13 protein-coding genes are annotated in these 18,340 nt (G+C 51.9%); all 13 read left to right on the top strand.

Annotation, left to right across the window (positions count from 1 at the left end):
• Window positions 1-226 precede the first annotated feature (226 nt).
• Window positions 227-3,718: a pyruvate:ferredoxin (flavodoxin) oxidoreductase gene (gene nifJ / locus EZ315_RS04655; RefSeq protein WP_369698947.1), complete on the top strand. Its 3,492-nt coding sequence runs from the start codon at window positions 227-229 to the stop codon at window positions 3,716-3,718.
• 193 nt (window positions 3,719-3,911) lie between these two features.
• Window positions 3,912-5,324: an ATP-dependent DNA helicase gene (locus EZ315_RS04660; RefSeq protein ID WP_135471034.1), complete on the top strand. Its 1,413-nt coding sequence runs from the start codon at window positions 3,912-3,914 to the stop codon at window positions 5,322-5,324.
• 23 nt (window positions 5,325-5,347) lie between these two features.
• The gene (locus tag EZ315_RS04665) at window positions 5,348-6,433 is read left to right on the top strand and encodes a TlpA disulfide reductase family protein (protein ID WP_135471036.1); all 1,086 of its coding nucleotides are present in this window, start codon (window positions 5,348-5,350) and stop codon (window positions 6,431-6,433) included.
• A gap of 179 nt (window positions 6,434-6,612) precedes the next feature.
• Window positions 6,613-7,734, top strand: a complete 1,122-nt coding sequence (locus EZ315_RS04670) for an ISAs1 family transposase (protein ID WP_135469899.1) — start codon at window positions 6,613-6,615, stop codon at window positions 7,732-7,734.
• A 91-nt stretch (window positions 7,735-7,825) separates the two neighbouring features.
• Complete coding sequence (locus EZ315_RS04675; RefSeq protein ID WP_170957464.1) at window positions 7,826-8,671, top strand: protein kinase domain-containing protein; 846 nt, start codon at window positions 7,826-7,828, stop codon at window positions 8,669-8,671.
• A gap of 48 nt (window positions 8,672-8,719) precedes the next feature.
• A complete protein-coding gene (locus EZ315_RS04680) occupies window positions 8,720-9,850 on the top strand; it encodes an N-acetyltransferase (protein ID WP_135471039.1) in 1,131 nt (376 codons plus the stop codon).
• Entirely contained in the window at window positions 9,847-11,289 is a 1,443-nt protein-coding gene (locus EZ315_RS04685) for an oligosaccharide flippase family protein (protein ID WP_135471040.1), read from the top strand. The genes EZ315_RS04680 and EZ315_RS04685 overlap by 4 nt, the downstream gene beginning before the upstream one ends.
• 67 nt (window positions 11,290-11,356) lie before the next feature.
• Complete coding sequence (locus EZ315_RS04690) at window positions 11,357-12,730, top strand: TrkH family potassium uptake protein (RefSeq protein ID WP_135471042.1); 1,374 nt, start codon at window positions 11,357-11,359, stop codon at window positions 12,728-12,730.
• A 158-nt stretch (window positions 12,731-12,888) separates the two neighbouring features.
• Window positions 12,889-14,844: an Ig-like domain-containing domain gene (locus tag EZ315_RS04695; RefSeq protein ID WP_170957465.1), complete on the top strand. Its 1,956-nt coding sequence runs from the start codon at window positions 12,889-12,891 to the stop codon at window positions 14,842-14,844.
• A gap of 60 nt (window positions 14,845-14,904) precedes the next feature.
• Window positions 14,905-15,954 carry a lysylphosphatidylglycerol synthase transmembrane domain-containing protein gene (locus tag EZ315_RS04700; protein ID WP_135471045.1) on the top strand — a complete coding sequence of 350 codons (1,050 nt, stop codon included), beginning with the start codon at window positions 14,905-14,907 and terminating at the stop codon, window positions 15,952-15,954.
• A complete protein-coding gene (locus tag EZ315_RS04705) occupies window positions 15,951-16,595 on the top strand; it encodes a hypothetical protein (protein ID WP_135471047.1) in 645 nt (214 codons plus the stop codon). The genes EZ315_RS04700 and EZ315_RS04705 overlap by 4 nt, the downstream gene beginning before the upstream one ends.
• A 28-nt stretch (window positions 16,596-16,623) precedes the next feature.
• A complete protein-coding gene (locus EZ315_RS04710; protein WP_242452499.1) occupies window positions 16,624-17,940 on the top strand; it encodes a 3-phosphoshikimate 1-carboxyvinyltransferase in 1,317 nt (438 codons plus the stop codon).
• Window positions 17,937-18,332 carry a phospholipase gene (locus tag EZ315_RS04715; RefSeq protein ID WP_135471050.1) on the top strand — a complete coding sequence of 132 codons (396 nt, stop codon included), beginning with the start codon at window positions 17,937-17,939 and terminating at the stop codon, window positions 18,330-18,332. Before EZ315_RS04710 ends, EZ315_RS04715 begins: the two co-directional genes overlap by 4 nt.
• Window positions 18,333-18,340: the final 8 nt, after the last annotated feature.

Below are 18,340 nucleotides of genomic sequence, written 5' to 3' on the forward strand. Positions count from 1 at the left end.
TATAAACACACATCCATCGTTTTAGCTTTTGGATTTCCAATAATTTTCGTAACTTTGTGCGGGGTATTCCCAGCCGGAACAGGCACGGAATCTTCTCCATAAAAATATAGTCGTCTAATACCTATTATATTGTTAACGATACATATTTTCTATAAATATCACTATGAGCAAAGAAAAAAAATTTCTGACATGTGATGGTAACCAGGCAGCCGCCCACGTGAGCTATATGTTCTCAGAGGTTGCAGCCATCTACCCTATCACCCCGTCGTCAACCATGGCTGAATATGTTGACGAATGGTCAGCCGCAGGGCGCAAAAACATCTTCGGCGAGACAGTTCTCGTACAGGAAATGCAGAGCGAAGGCGGTGCAGCAGGCGCAGTCCACGGTTCACTCCAGGCCGGTGCCCTGACTACCACCTACACTGCATCACAGGGCCTACTCCTGATGATCCCCAACATGTACAAGATTGCCGGTGAGCTCCTCCCCTGCGTGTTCCATGTTTCAGCACGTACTCTTGCCAGCCACGCTCTTTCAATATTCGGTGACCACCAGGATGTAATGTCCTGCCGCCAGACAGGCTTCGCCATGCTTGCCGAAGGCTCCGTACAGGAAGTTATGGACCTCGCCGGTGTAGCACATCTTTCTACCATCAAGAGCCGCGTACCTTTCATCAACTTCTTCGACGGCTTCCGCACATCTCACGAGATCCAGAAGATCGAGACTATGGATCAGGACGATCTCGCCCCCCTCGTTGACCACGAGGCACTCTCAGAGTTCCGTGCACGCGCCCTCAATCCTCAGAACCCCGTAGCACGCGGCATGGCAGAAAACAGCGACGTGTTCTTCCAGCACCGCGAATCATGTAACGAATACTACAACCGTGTGCCTGAGATCGTTGAGGCTTACATGAAGGAGATCACCCGCATCACCGGACGTGAGTACGGTCTCTTCAACTACTATGGAGATCCCGAAGCCGATCGCGTTATCATCGCAATGGGCTCTGTGACAGAAGCCGCTCAGGAAGCTATCGACCACCTCCGCGCCCAAGGCGAGAAGGTAGGTCTCGTAGCCGTACACCTGTATCGTCCGTTCTCTGCAAAGCACTTCCTTGCCGCTGTCCCCAAGACTGCAAAGCGCATCGCTGTGCTCGACCGCACCAAGGAACCCGGCGCCAACGGCGAGCCTCTGTACCTCGACGTACGCGACTGTTTCTACGGACAGGCTGACGCCCCCCTCATCATCGGCGGACGCTACGGTCTCGCATCCAAGGACACCACCCCCGCACAGATCATCTCTGTGTTCGAGAACCTTGCACTCCCCACTCCCAAGGACCACTTCACCCTTGGCATCGTGGACGACGTTACTTTCACATCACTTCCTCCCAAGGAAGAGATCGCACTCGGCGGCGAAGGCACTTTCGAAGCCAAGTTCTACGGTCTCGGTGCTGACGGTACTGTAGGTGCCAACAAGAACTCGGTTAAGATCATCGGTGACAACACCACAAAATACTGCCAGGCTTACTTCGCCTACGACTCAAAGAAGTCAGGCGGCTTCACCTGCTCTCACCTTCGTTTCGGTGACACCCCCATCCGTTCTACCTACCTCGTTACCACACCTAACTTCGTAGCTTGCCACGTTCAGGCCTACCTGCACATGTACGACGTGATCCGTGGTCTCCGCAAAGGTGGAACATTCCTCCTCAACACTATCTGGGAAGGCGAGGAGCTTGCCAAGAACCTCCCCAACAACATCAAGAAGTACTTTGCTGACAACGATATCAAGGTTTACTATATCAACGCAACCAAAATCGCACAGGAGATCGGACTGGGCAACCGCACCAACACCATCCTCCAGAGCGCGTTCTTCCGCATCACCGAGGTAATCCCTGTTGATCTTGCAGTTGAGCAGATGAAGAAATTCATCGTAAAGAGCTACGGCAAGAAGGGTCAGGACGTTGTCGACAAGAACTATGCAGCTGTCGACCGCGGCGGCGAATACAAGGAACTCCCCGTAGACAAGGCTTGGAGCTCACTTGAGCCGGATGCAAAGGCTGCAAACAACGATCCCGCATTCATCAACGAGATCGTGCGCCCCATCAACGCTCAGGACGGCGACCTGCTCAAAGTAAGCGCATTCAAGGGCCGCGAGGACGGCACATGGGAACAGGGCACAGCAGCCTACGAGAAACGTGGCGTTGCAGCATTCGTCCCCGAATGGAACTCTGAGAACTGTATACAGTGTAACTTCTGTGCATACGTATGTCCTCACGCTGCTATCCGTCCGTTCCTTATCAACGCCGATGAAATGGCAGCAGCCCCCTTCGGCGAGGAGAGAACACTTCCCGCTACCGGCAAGCAGTTCGCAGGTCTCCGCTTCATCCAGAGCGTCGACGTGCTTGACTGTCTCGGCTGTCAGAACTGTGTTGCAGTATGTCCGGGCAAGAAGGGAGTAAAGGCTCTCGAAATGAAGCCTCTCGAAACCCAGCTCGACCTCCAGAAGGAATGGGATTACTGTGCAAACAAGGTTGCCTCCAAGCAGAATCTTGTCGACATCAAGTCCACAGTAAAGAACTCTCAGTTCGCACAGCCCCTCTTCGAGTTCTCTGGAGCATGCTCAGGTTGCGGTGAGACACCTTATGTGAAACTCATCTCTCAGCTCTTCGGCGATCACGAGATCGTAGCCAACGCCACCGGCTGTTCTTCAATCTACTCAGGCTCCGTGCCCTCAACCCCCTACACCAAGAACGCCAAGGGCGAGGGTATCGCATGGGCAAACTCACTCTTCGAGGACTTCGCTGAGTTCGGTCTCGGTATGTCAATCGCTCATGAGAAGCTTCAGAGCCGCGTAGCAGCCTACATGCAGGCAGCTCTTGAATGCGACAAGTGCTCTTCCGAAATCAAGGCTCTTGCCCAGCAGTGGCTCGACAACCGCAACGACGTTGCAGCCTCCAAGGAAGTTGCCGAGAAGATCGTTCCTCTCTGCGAGGCTTGCGGATGCGACGTATGCAAAGGCATCCTTTCTGTGAAGGAGCACATCGCCAACCGTTCACAGTGGATCATCGCCGGCGACGGTGCCGCTTACGACATCGGCTTCGGTGGTCTCGACCACGTGCTCGCTTCAGGCAAAAACATCAACGTTCTCGTAGTCGACACTGAGGTTTACTCCAACACCGGCGGCCAGGCATCCAAGGCTACTCCGGTCGGCGCTATCGCCAAGTTTGCCGCTGCCGGCAAGCGCGTACGCAAGAAAGACCTCGGACTCATCGCATCCACCTACGGTTACGTATACTGCGCACAGATTGCAATGGGAGCCGACAACGCTCAGACCCTCAAGGCAATCCGCGAGGCAGAGGCTTACGACGGACCCTCTATCATCATCGCTTACGCTCCCTGTATCAACCATGGCATCCGCAAGGGCATGGGTCACGCGCAGGAAGAGCAGAAAGCAGCTGTAGAGTGCGGATACTGGCACCTGTGGCGTTACAACCCTGCACTCGAAGATGAAGGCAAGAACCCCTTCACTCTCGACTCGAAGGCTCCCGACTGGGATAAATTCGACGATTTCCTCAAGGGAGAGGTACGCTACGCTTCCGTACAGAAGCAGTATCCCGCAGAAGCCGCCGAACTCTTCGCCGCAGCCAAGGCCAACGCACAGTGGCGTTACAACAACTATCTGCGCCTTTCAAAGCAGCAGTGGGGTGTAAGCCCTGAGGAATAATCCTCAAAGGGACACAAGCTCCGTAAATCCAAGTCCGAAGCTCCCTTTCCAGGGAGCCGGGCTTAGAGAATAACATCAGCCAATCCCTGCATCGCAGTTGCGATGCAGGGATTGGCCTATTTTTATAACCCATTTATTGCTTATATACAACATTACGCGTACCTTTGTCAACAGAAGAAGAAGTCGACAAGTAATGACCATCAGTGAATTTGCAGCAGACGTAGTGAGGAATCTACCCTACACCCCCAATAAGCAGCAGGACCTGCTCATCGGGGCATTGGCACGTTTCTGCTCGTCAAGCACTCCGAGCGACTCCGTGTTCATACTCAACGGCTATGCCGGCACAGGCAAGACATCACTGACCGGCGCATTGGTCAAGAGCCTGCGCAACGCCGGACGCGAAGTCGTGCTGCTGGCACCCACAGGCCGTGCCGCCAAAGTATTCTCCTCCCACTCGGGATATCCGGCATCCACCATACACAGACGCATATACCGTGGTCCGTCAGGTGATCTCACAGGAGGCTCCCCTATCCTGCAAAGGAACAATATCACCAATGGTGTTTTCATAGTAGACGAGGCATCAATGATAGGTGACGGCAACGGAAGTGAGAACAGCGTGAATCTTCTTGAGGACCTGGTGGAATATGTGTTCACAGGCGACAATTGCCGGCTCATCCTGCTCGGCGACGTGGCTCAGCTGCCACCTGTCGGATCGGCAGAGAGCCCGGCTATGGTACCTGCCAACTTCAAGCGGCTCGGGCTACACGTGAGCCGCGCTGTGCTCACCGACACAGTGAGGCAGTCACGCACATCAGGCATACTCCGCAACGCCACATGGCTGCGCCGTGCCATGCTCATGGACCCGCTACCCGCCCCCCGGCTGATCATAGAAGGCTACGATGACATACATGTCACTGACGGCAACGATGTGGCTGACGTGGTGGGTGAATGCTACCGTGCCGACGGTCCGGACGAAACCATCATAGTGACCCGCTCCAACCGCAGAGCATTGCAGTTCAACCTCGGCATCCGGTCAGCCATACTCGACTATGAAGAGGAACTGGTGAAAGGAGAAAGGCTACTTATAGCTAAGAACAACTACACATGGTCAGCCACGATCAAGGAGCTCGACTTCATAGCCAATGGAGATGTAGCGATAGTCTCGTCAATACATTCCATCGAAGAAAAGCACGGCTTCCGCTTCGCCAACGTCACCCTCACACTCCCTGACAGGGATGTGGATGTGCCATGCCGAATATTCCTCGACACCCTTACCGACGAAAGCGCGTCAATCGACCGGGCAGAACTGCAACGCCTAGCAGAAGCACGCATGGCAGACCCAGAAGCCAACGCACCCGACGCCTCTTGGGAGACACGTCTGCGCCGCCTTCGCAAAGACGAATACTTCAACGCCTTACAGGTGAAATACGCCTACGCCGTAACCTGCCACAAAGCTCAGGGCGCACAATGGAAAAATGTCGTTATCGACCTTGGAGGCATAGCCCCCGAATCACAGGGACTTGAGTTCTACCGTTGGCTCTACACAGCCACCTCACGCGCCACAAGCCGCCTATTCTACCTCAATCCCGGCGAAATGGCGGAATGATCCGAAAACAATCTTAAAAAACTATGCGTACAACCGGTCGAATCTCGCTTCTTGTGGCGACAGCCATATTCTATGTGATCTTGGCTTCTTCCTTTGAATACACTGTCAAAGGAAATATCGGCACATCGAAACATGACGGTAAAAAAGCTTACCTCATGTTATACGACACCAATCGATTAATTGACTCGGCAACCGTCATCAACGGATCTTTCATCATAAAAGGACAAGCCTCCCAACCGGCTTACGCAAGGGTGGACGTTGACCGTGAATACGCCAATCTGATTATCTCCAAGGGGGAGACTGAGATCGACGTCATAAACCTCCACACCCCTGTCTCTGGAGACAGCCTGAACATTGCATTAAAAGACTATCTCACTAAGGTCTTTACACTTAATGGTATCGCTCGAGATTACAGAACGTATCTAAAAGGACAAAATCTGTCAGCCGACTCTCTTTCAAAGATTAAAAATGAAATGTTTTCCCATCTACAGCAAGTGCTTCTCAACTATTCCAAATCAGTCATTTATGCAAATATGCATAATCCTGTAGGGCATGCGGCATTGAACATGTTTGGCACGAATTCAACCCCGGAAAACTGGATGGAGATCTACGGCTGCCTGTCGCCCTACCTTCTGAGCCTGAATTTCACCAATATGTGGAACGCCAAGATAAAAAAATCCATAGCCATGAGCAAGGGTGCTATGTTTGCCGATATCAAGGGTAAGACAGTTGACGGGAAAGACGCCCGCCTGTCAGATTATGTAGGCAAAGGCAAATATGTACTTGTTGACTTCTGGGCATCCTGGTGCGGACCATGCCGTGAGGAGGCTACAAACACATTGAAGCCTTTATATGAGAAATACGGGACCAACCCACGGTTTGAGATTTTAGGCATAGCAATGTGGGACGATCCGAAACGCAGCATCCAAGCTATCCGGTCAGAAGGATATGAATGGAGCCATATCATTGACGCCGGAATGACACCTATGGATGAATATGGTTTTGACGGAATACCCATGATCATACTCTTTGACCCGGAGGGAAGGATCATCGCAAAAGACATCCGCGGAGCCGATATCAGCCTCAGCGTTGAACAAGCCCTGAAATAATCAGGCTCAGAGGTTATGCTTCAATATCACATCCCGAATGGACGATCGCGTGACAGGATTTCTGATTGCAAAATAATGATATTATGCTGATGGCGGTACAGTTTGCCACGGCAGACGCATCTTAAATAAACTTAACGGCTGTTTACCAATATAAATAGGCATACAGCCGTTAATCTTATATGACAAATCCTAACTCACCCATAGATTTCTTTTCATCCATCAGCGATCCTCGTGTGGAGCGCACACAGAAACACAGCCTTGACTCCATCCTGTTCATATCGCTTTGCGCAGTCATCTGCGGAGCGGAGGGCTGGAATGAAATCGAGGACTATGGTAATGCCAAGATTGATTGGCTTGAGAAGTTCCTGCACCTTCCCAACGGCATACCCTCGCACGATACGTTCAACCGAGTAATCAGTATGTTAGACCCAAAAGAATTGAACGGTTCCTTTGTGGCATGGACGAAAAGCATTGCCGAACTGACCGACGGGGAAGTTGTCGCCATTGACGGCAAATGTATGCGCGGGAGCAGCGATGACGGCTCCGGGACATACACCCATCTTGTCAGCGCATGGGCTTCGGCGAACAACCTGTTGCTCGCGCAGGAAAAGGTCGCCGGAAAGAGCAACGAGATTACTGCGATACCCCGGCTGCTGCGCATCCTGGAGTTGAAAAACTGCATAGTCACAATCGATGCCATGGGCTGTCAGAGAGAGATTGCCAAGACAATAATCGAGCGCGGAGCCGACTATATCCTTGCCCTGAAAGGGAATCAGCCCGAAATGCTTGACCGTGTCAGCCGTTCTTTCACATATATTAAGCCGTCATCTGAGCATACGATGGACGGGAAGGCTCATGGGCGGGAAGAAACAAGGGCCTGTTCGGTCATAACCAATCTCGACAACATCATCGACAGGGACAGATGGCCCGGTCTTAAAAGCATCGTGAGAATAGAATCCCGTACCCGGGATGTCAAGTCTGGACAAATCCACAAGGAGACCAGATATTACCTGTCGAGCCTTGAGGCTGACGCTCAATATATTAATCATTCTATCAGGACACACTGGAGCGTGGAGAATCAACTGCATTGGACATTGGACGTCGCTTTTGGAGATGATGCCTCGCGTAAGCAAAAGGATAATGCAGCTCAAAATTTCTCTCTGCTCAACCGTATCGGACTGAACATAATCAAGAACGCCAAGGTGTCATCAATGGGTGTCAAAGGACATAGGAAGAAAGCCGGTTGGGATAACGACTACTTACTTTATGCCTTAAAAAGTTTTGATGTTGTAAAAAATTAAGATGCGTCAGCCCTGTACAGTTTGCATCGGCTATTTGGCTATTTGGCAAATATTCGCTATTTTTGCAAGAATAATCAAGCAACGCACCGATATGGACACTTCCGCACCAAAATGGACTGAGATCGAACACCTCCCCGAATGGGATGAGGAATTCTATCACGTCTACACAGCCAAGAAATTTGGCAAATGGCTTATGCTCAAGACCCTGCGTCCTGAATTCAAGGGTAAGGAAGAGTACGAGAAAATGATAGAGAAAGAGTTTGAGGTGCGCTACAACCTTGCCCACCCCCATATCATTATGATAAACGACTTCGAGGAGGTCCCGGGAGTGGGTATGTGCATCATCACCGATGACGTATACGGCGACTCTCTCGCCAAGCTGATACGTGAGGGTAAAGTCACTGACGAGCACATTTACAAGCTTCATCACCAGCTGCTTGATGCACTCGATTATATCCAGAGCAATCATCTTGCCCACCATCCTCTCAACTCGTCACGCATAATCTTCACCGAGAACATAGGCAATCTGAAGCTCATTGACGTAGGTTTCGATCAGAAGAATTTTCTCACTCACGAGGACACCAACGACGATATCTACAACTATGGCGTCATGCTCAACGAAGCTCTCGATGCGGTAAGCACACAGCATCCAAAGCTCCGCAAGGTAGCGGCGAAATGCACCGCTGCCGATCCGGCAAAACGCTACCCGACACTCGACTCTCTTCGTGCCGATCTCGGTGACAACCGCCGAAACAAGTTCTATATCTGCGTGATAATATTCCTTTTAGCAATGATAGCCCTCCTTCTGTGGCTCAATTCACCATATCGTCCCGAGCCGACATTCCATAACGGCGAAACGATACAGACTGAGCTCCCGATATCCGATCGACCCACCGGAACGGCGGGAGAAGAAGCCCAGGCATCTGACAACCGATAACGCTTAACAATATAATCCTTAAATTCCACAGGAATTTAATATAGAAATATGTCCGTCACAGTTCGCGCCATTCCAGCCACAAAAAAAGAACTCACACGTTACGTACAATTCGGGATTGACCTCTACAAAGGAAACCCTTACTTTGTGCCGCCTCTGATATTCGATGATGTCAACACCCTGCTGCCCGAAAAGAACCCGGCATTCGACTTCAGCGAGGCTCAGGCCTTCATGGCATACCGCGACGGAAAGCCAGTAGGGCGCATCACCGCAATAATCAACCGGATGCTCAACGGAAAAACCGGAAGGAAGGAAGCCCGGTTCGGCTTCGTAGACTTTATCAATGACCCAGAAGTGAGCAGCGCGCTCTTCAATGCCGCCGAGCAATGGGCACGTGACCGCGGAATGACCGACATGATAGGCCCCATGGGCTTCTCGGACATGGATCACGAGGGTATGCTCGTGGAGGGCTTTGACGAGATGGGCACCATGGCTACCATCTACAATTACCCATACTATCCTGAGCACATGGATAAAATGGGCTATCGCAAGGACACTGACTGGATAGAATTCCGCATCACCATTCCCGAACGACTGCCGGAAAAGATGGAGCGAATCGCAGAAATAGTCCTGAACAAGTACAAACTTAAGATAAAAAAATTCACCTCGGCAAAACAGGTGAAAGAGCAATACGGTGAAGCCCTCTTCAAACTCATCAACGAGGCATATGCCGAACTCTACGGCTACTCACCGCTCACCGACCGCCAGATCGACTATTATATCGACATGTACCTCGGCTTCCTCAAGCTTGACTATGTAAGCATAGTGGTTGACAGCGATGAAAATCTCGTAGGTGTAGGCATCAGTATGCCGTCAATGACCAAGGCTCTGCAGAAGTCAAAAGGGAAGCTCTTCCCATTCGGGTGGTGGCATATGCTCAGAGCACTCAAAGGGCACAACGATGTGGTTGACCTCATGCTCATAGCTGTCAAGCCCGAATACCAGTCAAAGGGGGTCAACTCACTCTTCTTCTACGACCTGTGCAACCTCTTCATACGCGACGGCGTAAGGTATGCCGAGACCAATCTCGAACTTGAAGAGAATATCCATGTACAGTCGCAGTGGGAGTATTTCGATCGACGCCAACACCGCCGCCGCCGAGCCTACCGCAAGAGCCTGTGACCTTGACCGGACATAAAGCACGCAACTCTACTTCCGCCATAGTCATCAAAGCTATGGGACTGTTCGGAAGTATGCAAGCCCTCACCATCCTATGCGGAATCGTGAGGGTAAAATGTGTGGCACTGCTGCTCGGGACCACAGGCGTAGGACTGTTCGGCATATTCAATTCAGCCCAACTGCTCCTCGCCACCACACAGCTCAATCTGCGCTATAGCGCAGTACGCGACATAGCCCAGGCATCATCATCCGGCACCCTCAACGACGCCATACACACGGTGAGACGGTGGGGATGGCTGTTAGGGAGCGCAGGGGTCATCATCACCCTACTTTCAGCCCCGCTCTTCAGCCTGTATACTTTCGGTGACCTCTCATCGACACCACAGTTCATGTTGCTTGCCATAGCCATCCTGCTTATGGCAGCAAACTCTGGCGAACAGGCAATAATGCAAGGCACCAACAGGCTCAAGCCTCTTGCCTTATCCTCAGCGTGGGGAGTGGTGGCAGGACTTGCAGCCGCAATCCCTCTCATATATTTCCTGAGGATGCGCAGCATAGTGCCTGTGGTGATAAGCTATGCGGTAACCCAATACATCGCTATCCTATGCCTGCGCCAGACACCCACACGACCGACTCCAGCCCTAAGCCTGCGGCAATTATGGGTCAAAGGCGGCCCCATCCTGAGACTCGGCATCTACATGACCATAGCCGCCATACTGAAAGAGGTGATGAACTATGTATTCATAGCCTATCTCAACTGTACAGGGGGCACAGAAGAAGTGGGGCTTTACCAATCAGGCTACACTGTTGTGGTACGCTATATGGGTGTCATCTTCTCAGCTGTGACCATGGAGTTCTACACACGCCTCGCATCATCCAATCCTCATCCCCACAGGCAGATCGTAGCATTGCGTCATGAGCTTCTGCTCCTCACCGGCATCATCACACCGTTGCTGGTCATCTTCATCCCTTTCAGTCCGCTTGCAATCAGGCTGCTGTATTCCTCAGAATTCCTTGGAGTGACACCATATATGTTCTGCGCGCTTCCGGGAATGCTCCTGCACGCCCTTCCTCTATGCATTTCCTACCTGATCCTCGCCCGAGGAGACGGCCGCACCTATGTAGCCACCGAAACTACAATAGCGATACTGTCACTCATATTCAACATCACAGGCTACCGCCTCGGAGGTCTCACTGGGCTTGGCATAGCGTTTACTGCCAGCCATGCAGCCTACTCAATCATAATGCTATGGGTATATCTCCGCAACTGCCACGGCACCATTCCACTACGCCTCACGGCAATATATATTCTCGCAATCACAGCCGTAACAGCGACCTCTGTCGCATGCATGCATGTATTTCTGATGATTTATCATCCTGAGGGATACACACCTTTTTTATTTTTTAGTTTTTCTGTATCTTTGCCTGACTTCTTATATTGACATTATGATATTGAACCAACGATAATGTAGAGTAGTATTATTATATTATATTATACATCATTTCATTATGAAGATCTCACGACGACTTCGCTATTTGCTTCTACGACTCAACATAACGCGGCTTATAACATTCGGCTACCGCTCGGAGGTCCCCGAACGAAACATACTCATAGGGTATATCGTATACATGCTGCTGGGATTCCTTTGCCTCATGCTGCCGTTATCGACCAATGGCGATATAAGATGGATCGACAATCTGTTCACAGCAGCATCCGCCATATCCACCACCGGGCTGGCTACAGTCGATATCGGCACAAGCTACACCCTGTTCGGACAGTTCATAATCCTTGCACTCGTGCAGTTCGGAGGCATAGGCTATATGACATTGAGCTCATATGTAATATACCGCGTGACCCATCACACTCTAAAGTACACCGACAAAGTGGTGCACACAGCCATATCAATCCCCTACGGAATGAACATGCGCGACCTGGTCAACAACGTCGTAAACTTCACATTCATATTCGAGGCCTTAGGATTCATACCATTCTTCATTGCCCTCCACCATGCCGGAGCACCCATGCCGGGATGGAACGCCCTGTTTCTTTCAGTGTCATCATTCTGTACAGCCGGATTCAGCCCGTTTCACGACTCCCTGTGCAGTTTCAGCAACAATATCACAATAAACATAACTGTGGCGGCACTAAGCTATGCCGGAGCAATGGGATTCATTGTGATAACCGACCTGACCAACAAGCTCCGCGGCAGGACTACTTCCCTGTCGTTCACATCCAAGGTCATACTCCTTATCACCGGAATAATGACTGTAGGCGGCACTGTGATACTTTCAGTCAGCCCCTCTATAGCACCTGGCGACAGCGCAGGCGAGAAGATATGGCTCTCTTTTTTCCAGACGATGTCGGCAATTACAACGGTAGGTTACAACACGATCGACCTTTCCGCCTTACGCCCGGGCCCGATACTGATGTTCTCTCTCATAATGTTCATAGGAGCCTCCCCCTCCGGAACCGGAGGCGGCGTGAAATGCACATCAGTCTCCGCCGTATGGGGATTCATCATATCAAAACTCGGGCTCCGGGAGAACGTCACATTCCTAAACCACATCATACCCCACTACCGCATAGACACAGCCCTTACAAGCGTAATCACCTACAGCCTCATGATATTCTGCGGATGTGTCGTGCTTTCCTACAGCGAATCTTTCAAGTTGTCCCAGATACTCTTTGAAGCCACTTCAGCCATAGGCACGGTAGGGCTAAGCACCGGCATCACCCACGAGCTGTCAGCCATAGGCAAGTTCACAATCATTATCCTGATGTACATCGGGCGTGTCGGAGTCATAACATTCGGCTCAGCGTTGCTGATCAGAACTCGCACCCGCGCTCTCCAGAATGTGCGCAAATCCGACCTCGTGGCATAGATATGAGATCTTATCCTCAACATATTCAATGCCCGATGGGACAAAAACTTTCGGATTTCTGAGCGTACTATATTGTTTTTTTCGTAATTTTGTAAGATTAATCCATTAGTCCACCTTTGAAGATGCATTCAGTCAAGCAGTTGAGATTGCTCTTAGTGATGGTTGCCGCGGCTGTGATGGTCGCATGCGCCAATATGGGCCGCCCCGAAGGTGGTCCACGTGACGAGTTGCCACCGGTCTATGTGCGGTCCAATCCCGCTATGGGTCAGCTCAACTTCAATGGCAACAAGATCACAGTGGATTTCGATGAGAACATACAGCTCGACGATGCCATGAACAAGATTGTGGTGTCGCCCGCACAGCGCAATACACCCGCTATATCGTCAAACGGCCGACGTGTCACCATCGAACTCCGCGACACTATCATGCCCAACACCACTTACACCATAGATTTCGCCGATGCTGTAAAGGATCTGAACGAGGGGAATGTCCTCGACGGATTCGCAATGGACTTTGCCACAGGCGACACCATCGACACCCTGCGCATATCAGGAATGGTGTTCGAGGCACGCACACTTGAGCCCGCCCAGGGTATGCTCGTAGGAGTATACTCCAACACCTCCGACACAGCAATCTCCACCTTGCCGTTTGAGCGTATAACCAAGACCAATCAGCTGGGACAGTTCACCTTGCGCAATCTCAAGGCAGGCAGCTATCGCGTGTATGCACTCAACGACATCAACCGCGACTATCACTGGGACCGCTCAGAGGATGTGGCATTCTATGATGTCACCATTTCCCCAACATCCGAGCCAACCGTGGTCACTGACACACTCACACGCTCAACAGGCGAAAGAGACTCTCTCGTGACACGCAACGCCACCCGCTTCCTTCCTGACGACCTGCTCCTTACATGGTTCAACGAAGGGTACACATCGCAATACCTCAAGGATTACAAACGCCCTGAGAGAAATAAGATCACGTTCCAGTTCGGAGCAAAATCCGACACGCTGCCCATACTGCGCCTGCTCAACACCCATAGAGCCGGCGATGAGATATCCACCTGGTCCACCCTTGACGCCTCACCCACTCTCGACACCCTCACCTACTGGATATCCGACACCTCGCTCGTGTCGCTCGACTCCATAACCATTGAGGCGACCTACCTGCGCACTGACACCCTCGACAATCTCACATGGGGCACCGACACGCTGAAATTCAACATGCGTCCCGAAAAAAAGAAGAAAGAGAAAAAGAAAAAAAACGATGAAGAGGAGGACTCCATACCGCCTGTGCCACATATGGAACTCAGAATCTCATCAGGCAACAGCCAGGATCTGCACAAGGGACTCACTCTCACCGCAGGCACACCGATACAAAGATTCGACACTACGGCTGTGAAACTTGAGATACAGGTCGACACTCTGTGGTACAACATCGTGCCGCCAAGTTTCTCCCGACCGGAACTGCTGCACCCCATGGTGTTCACTGCTCCATACAAATGGGAAGAAGGCTCAAAATACCGCCTCACAATAGACTCCGCCGCCGTAGTCGACATCTACGGACTCGACAACGTACAGTTAGTCCACGAATTCACAACCAAGAAGAGCGAGGACTACTCGGCAATATCATTCAACGTATCAGGACTTGACGGCCGAAAAGGGATCGTTGAAGTGCTCAGCAGTTCTGACAAGCCGGTAGCCGCAGCTCCAGTCAACGGCTCACTCGCCACAATACAATACCTCTCGCCAGGCACTTATTATGCCCGACTTTTCATCGACGCCAACGATGACGGCGAATGGACCACTGGCTCCATAGCCGACTCGATACAACCCGAAGAGGTGTACTACTACCCCAAGAAGATCAACCTGAAAAAGAACTGGACCATTGAGCAGAGCTGGAATATAAACGAGCTCCCTGTGGACCAGCAGAAACCTCAGGAAATAAAGAAGAACAAGCCCAAACGCAAGAAAGGTGACCCGGACGAGCGTCCCACCGATGAAGAGGAAGAGGACGAATTCTTTGACGACCCATTCATGAACTCCGCAACCCGCAACGGAAACCTCATCAACGGCAACAGCTACGATGACAACTACCGTTACAGGAATTATTGATAACCAACCCGCGCCCGCCGACTGACACATCTCAGATCAGCAACCACACACATATCACCAATGCAGCATCCAAGGCAACATACCATCAGCAACCACAGGATCTCACTATTGAGATTCCTGCTGAAATATGGCGTCCCGGTCACAATCACTGTCGGCCTTTGCTATATGCTGGTCAAAGGGACTGACCTGCACGAGATGTGGCACACCATACGCACCGAGTGTGACTTCCGTTGGATCGGGGCCAACCTGCTCCTTGTGATCGGAGCCCAGGTGGCACGCGCCGCACGCTGGAGGCTCCAGTTACGTGCTCTCGGCATCAAAGCGTCTCTATGGGTGCTCACCCTCAGTGTGTTCGGCACCTATGCCGTCAATCTTGTGTTCCCACGCCTCGGTGAAATATGGCGCACAGGATTCATTGCTGAGAGACATAGATCCCCCTTCACCACAGTGTTCGGATCCATGGTTGCCGACCGCCTTGCCGACACCATAGCAGTAGCGATAATAACATTAGCCACTTTTGCCATGGCAGGACCTCAGCTAATGTCATACCTCGGGCAGAACCCCGACCGTATATCGGGCATACTTTCGCTACTGACATCACCGCTGCTTTGGGGCTCAATAGCTGCTTGCACAGTCATTGCCGTGTGGCTGTACTTGCGTTATCCTGACAGCAAAGCAGTCTCATCATTGCGCAATATCTGGAAAGGGCTTTGGAAAGGCTTTGCCGTCATCACCAGTATGCGAGGCAAATGGGAATGGTTTTTCTATACATTAGTACTCTGGGGATGCTACATACTGGGGCTTGGCTGCGCGTTCATGTCGTTTCCACTCACCGCCGAGGTCATAACTCAGCACGGATTCACAGCACTCCTTGTATGCTTCGTGCTCACAAGCCTATCAATGCTTGTGCCGTCCAACGGAGGCATCGGACCATGGCAATGGGCCATGATATTCGGTCTCGGACTATATTCGGCAGGAATCCCGGGACTTGACAAGGGGTATATGACCTCGTTTGCCAATCTTGCCCTCAGCGTACAGACTATTAGTTCCATCATCCTCGGGTTATTCACATTTGCGTGGATAGCCCTGGACAAACGTTCGAAAAAATGAAATGGATCAACAGTAATGACGATTATTTCCTGCGGGACTTCAGCGACAAAAACAAAGCTGAGAAGAACACAGGAGACAACACCGGCAGTGACAGCAATGCCACTGTCCAACCCAACGTAGGACAAGAGGACACATCACCCTCTGACAGCGGAAACACAACCGCATCAACCAACGAATTCTCATTCCCTGGCTCATCGGCACCAACCCAGAGCTCCGGACGAAGAGATGAGCCAGCCATCCAACAGGAACCACCTATAAAAAAACGCCGTCGCGCACGCAGGCGACTCATATGGTTCTTCCTTATAGTGGCAATTATGCTCTCGGTAGCATTCCACATACGCTACTACGTGCCGTACACATCCGACACCAAGACTACCGGCTACATAACGCTCGTCGAAAGACGCGGACTTTTCTTCAAGACCTATGAAGGAGAGATGATATCCGAAAGCCACCTCAACGACACATCGCAGATCTATTCGCGCGACTTCTACTTCTCTATCCCCAACGACTCTCTGGGACACCTCATCCAGTCCTATCAGGGCACAGGGCAGAAAGTGACCCTCACGACACAGAAATATTACGGCACTCTGCCCTGGCGCGGCTCTCAAAGGATAGTGGTGACAGGCGTGTCAGCCAAGTAAATGCAGCGACTCCAGCAAAATGGTGTCGGTGCGACATAAAATCCAAACGGACAATGAACATCCGCATATCCCCCCCGAAGAATTCCTTGAGACACGCATATCGCTCCCTCTCTCCAAGAGCATGAGCGCACGCGCACTCATAATAAACGCCCTCACCTCAGGCTCATCACCGCTGCCAAAGGTTGCCGAATGCGATGACACTGACACAATGGTATCGGCACTGCGCGATGACAGCGAATCCTTGCACCGCACTGTCAACGTAGGAGCGGCAGGGACCACAATGCGCTTCCTGACGGCATATTACGCATGCCGCCCCGGATGTGACATAACCCTTGACGGCTCGGAACGCATGCGCCAACGCCCCATAAGTGTGCTTGTGGATGCGCTTCGCACACTCGGAGCCGATATAAAGTACATAGGGGAAGAGGGCTACCCGCCACTCCGCATACGCGGCAAGAAACTAAAGGGAGGAGAGCTTTCGCTCGTCTCATCCGTGAGCTCACAGTATATATCAGCACTGCTGATGACCGCCCCCGCCATGGCTGACGGACTCAAGCTGACCCTTCTTGGGGAAATCACTTCCCGCCCATATATACTCATGACCCTCAGGATGATGAGAGACCACGGAGTGGAAAGCGAATTTTATCTCAACACCATAACCATCCCCCCCTCAACTTACAGGGCACCATCCTCGCCTCGCGAGATCGAGGGAGACTGGAGCGCAGCAGCGGCATGGTACGAGATAGAGGCCCTGTCGGCAGGCGCAGTGACCATCGACAATCTTGTCAACGACTCCTGTCAGGGAGACCGATGCCTTGCCGACATATATTCAAAAATCGGTGTTGACACCGACTGGGTCGGAGAGGACGGAGGCACCGATCTCCTTGCCAATCCTGACGCGGATGCTCGCGCCAACATAGACTTCTCCGACTGTCCGGACCTCGCACAGTATGTCACAGTGACCTGCGTAATGCTCGGAATCCCCTTCAACTTCACCGGGCTTCACACACTCGCCATAAAGGAGACCGACCGCGTGGCAGCATTGAAGAACGAGCTGACAAAACTCGGGATAATGCTCGACGACAGCATTCCCGGGACACTCCGGTGGGACGGACGCAGAGTACGTATCACCGAAATGCCGGTATTCGACACCTACAACGACCACCGGATGGCAATGAGTCTTGCACCCATAGCATTATACATCCCCGGGATAATAATCCGCGACGCAGAAGTGGTGACCAAGAGCTATCCCGGATTCTGGCAGGACCTCAGTTCCGCAGGTTTCTCTATACTTGAGGCAAACGAAGAGGAGCCGTCCGATTCTGAAAAGGAGGGAGACAAATGACAGGATCGCTGATAATACTGTCCGTAACCGTCATCGCAGGCATACTGCTATGCCTACATCATAAATACACGACATCCGAGGGAGAGCATGCCGATGACCATGCCTCCGCTATGCCCGACGAAAACGACAACGGAGAGCTGTGCTGCGGACGTCATGCCGTGTGCGAGAAAGAATTGTCCCGGCCCGAAGATCTTTATTACAACGACGAGGAACTTGACCGCTTCGCAGGACACGACCCTGACAGCTACACCGACGACGAAATCGAAGAATTCCGCGAGATCCTGTACACACTCCGGCATGACGAGGTGTATGGCTGGGGGGCGGCACTCACTCAACGCAACATCCCTCTGCCCCATCCCCTCCGCGATGAATGGATGATGCTATGTGAATAGGAGGGCAC

This window comes from Duncaniella freteri, from assembly GCF_004766125.1.
Classification (GTDB): Bacteria; Bacteroidota; Bacteroidia; order Bacteroidales; family Muribaculaceae; genus Duncaniella; species Duncaniella freteri.

Excerpts from the sequence above, each read along its gene's own strand:
- nifJ (WP_369698947.1), top strand. The coding sequence starts at position 227 with ATGTTCTCAGAGGTTGCAGCCATCTACCCTATCACCCCGTCGTCAACC.
- EZ315_RS04660 (WP_135471034.1), top strand. The coding sequence starts at position 3,912 with ATGACCATCAGTGAATTTGCAGCAGACGTAGTGAGGAATCTACCCTAC.
- EZ315_RS04665 (WP_135471036.1), top strand. The coding sequence starts at position 5,348 with ATGCGTACAACCGGTCGAATCTCGCTTCTTGTGGCGACAGCCATATTC.
- EZ315_RS04670 (WP_135469899.1), top strand. The coding sequence starts at position 6,613 with ATGACAAATCCTAACTCACCCATAGATTTCTTTTCATCCATCAGCGAT.
- EZ315_RS04675 (WP_170957464.1), top strand. The coding sequence starts at position 7,826 with ATGGACACTTCCGCACCAAAATGGACTGAGATCGAACACCTCCCCGAA.
- EZ315_RS04680 (WP_135471039.1), top strand. The coding sequence starts at position 8,720 with ATGTCCGTCACAGTTCGCGCCATTCCAGCCACAAAAAAAGAACTCACA.
- EZ315_RS04690 (WP_135471042.1), top strand. The coding sequence starts at position 11,357 with ATGAAGATCTCACGACGACTTCGCTATTTGCTTCTACGACTCAACATA.
- EZ315_RS04695 (WP_170957465.1), top strand. The coding sequence starts at position 12,889 with ATGGTTGCCGCGGCTGTGATGGTCGCATGCGCCAATATGGGCCGCCCC.
- EZ315_RS04700 (WP_135471045.1), top strand. The coding sequence starts at position 14,905 with ATGCAGCATCCAAGGCAACATACCATCAGCAACCACAGGATCTCACTA.
- EZ315_RS04705 (WP_135471047.1), top strand. The coding sequence starts at position 15,951 with ATGAAATGGATCAACAGTAATGACGATTATTTCCTGCGGGACTTCAGC.
- EZ315_RS04715 (WP_135471050.1), top strand. The coding sequence starts at position 17,937 with ATGACAGGATCGCTGATAATACTGTCCGTAACCGTCATCGCAGGCATA.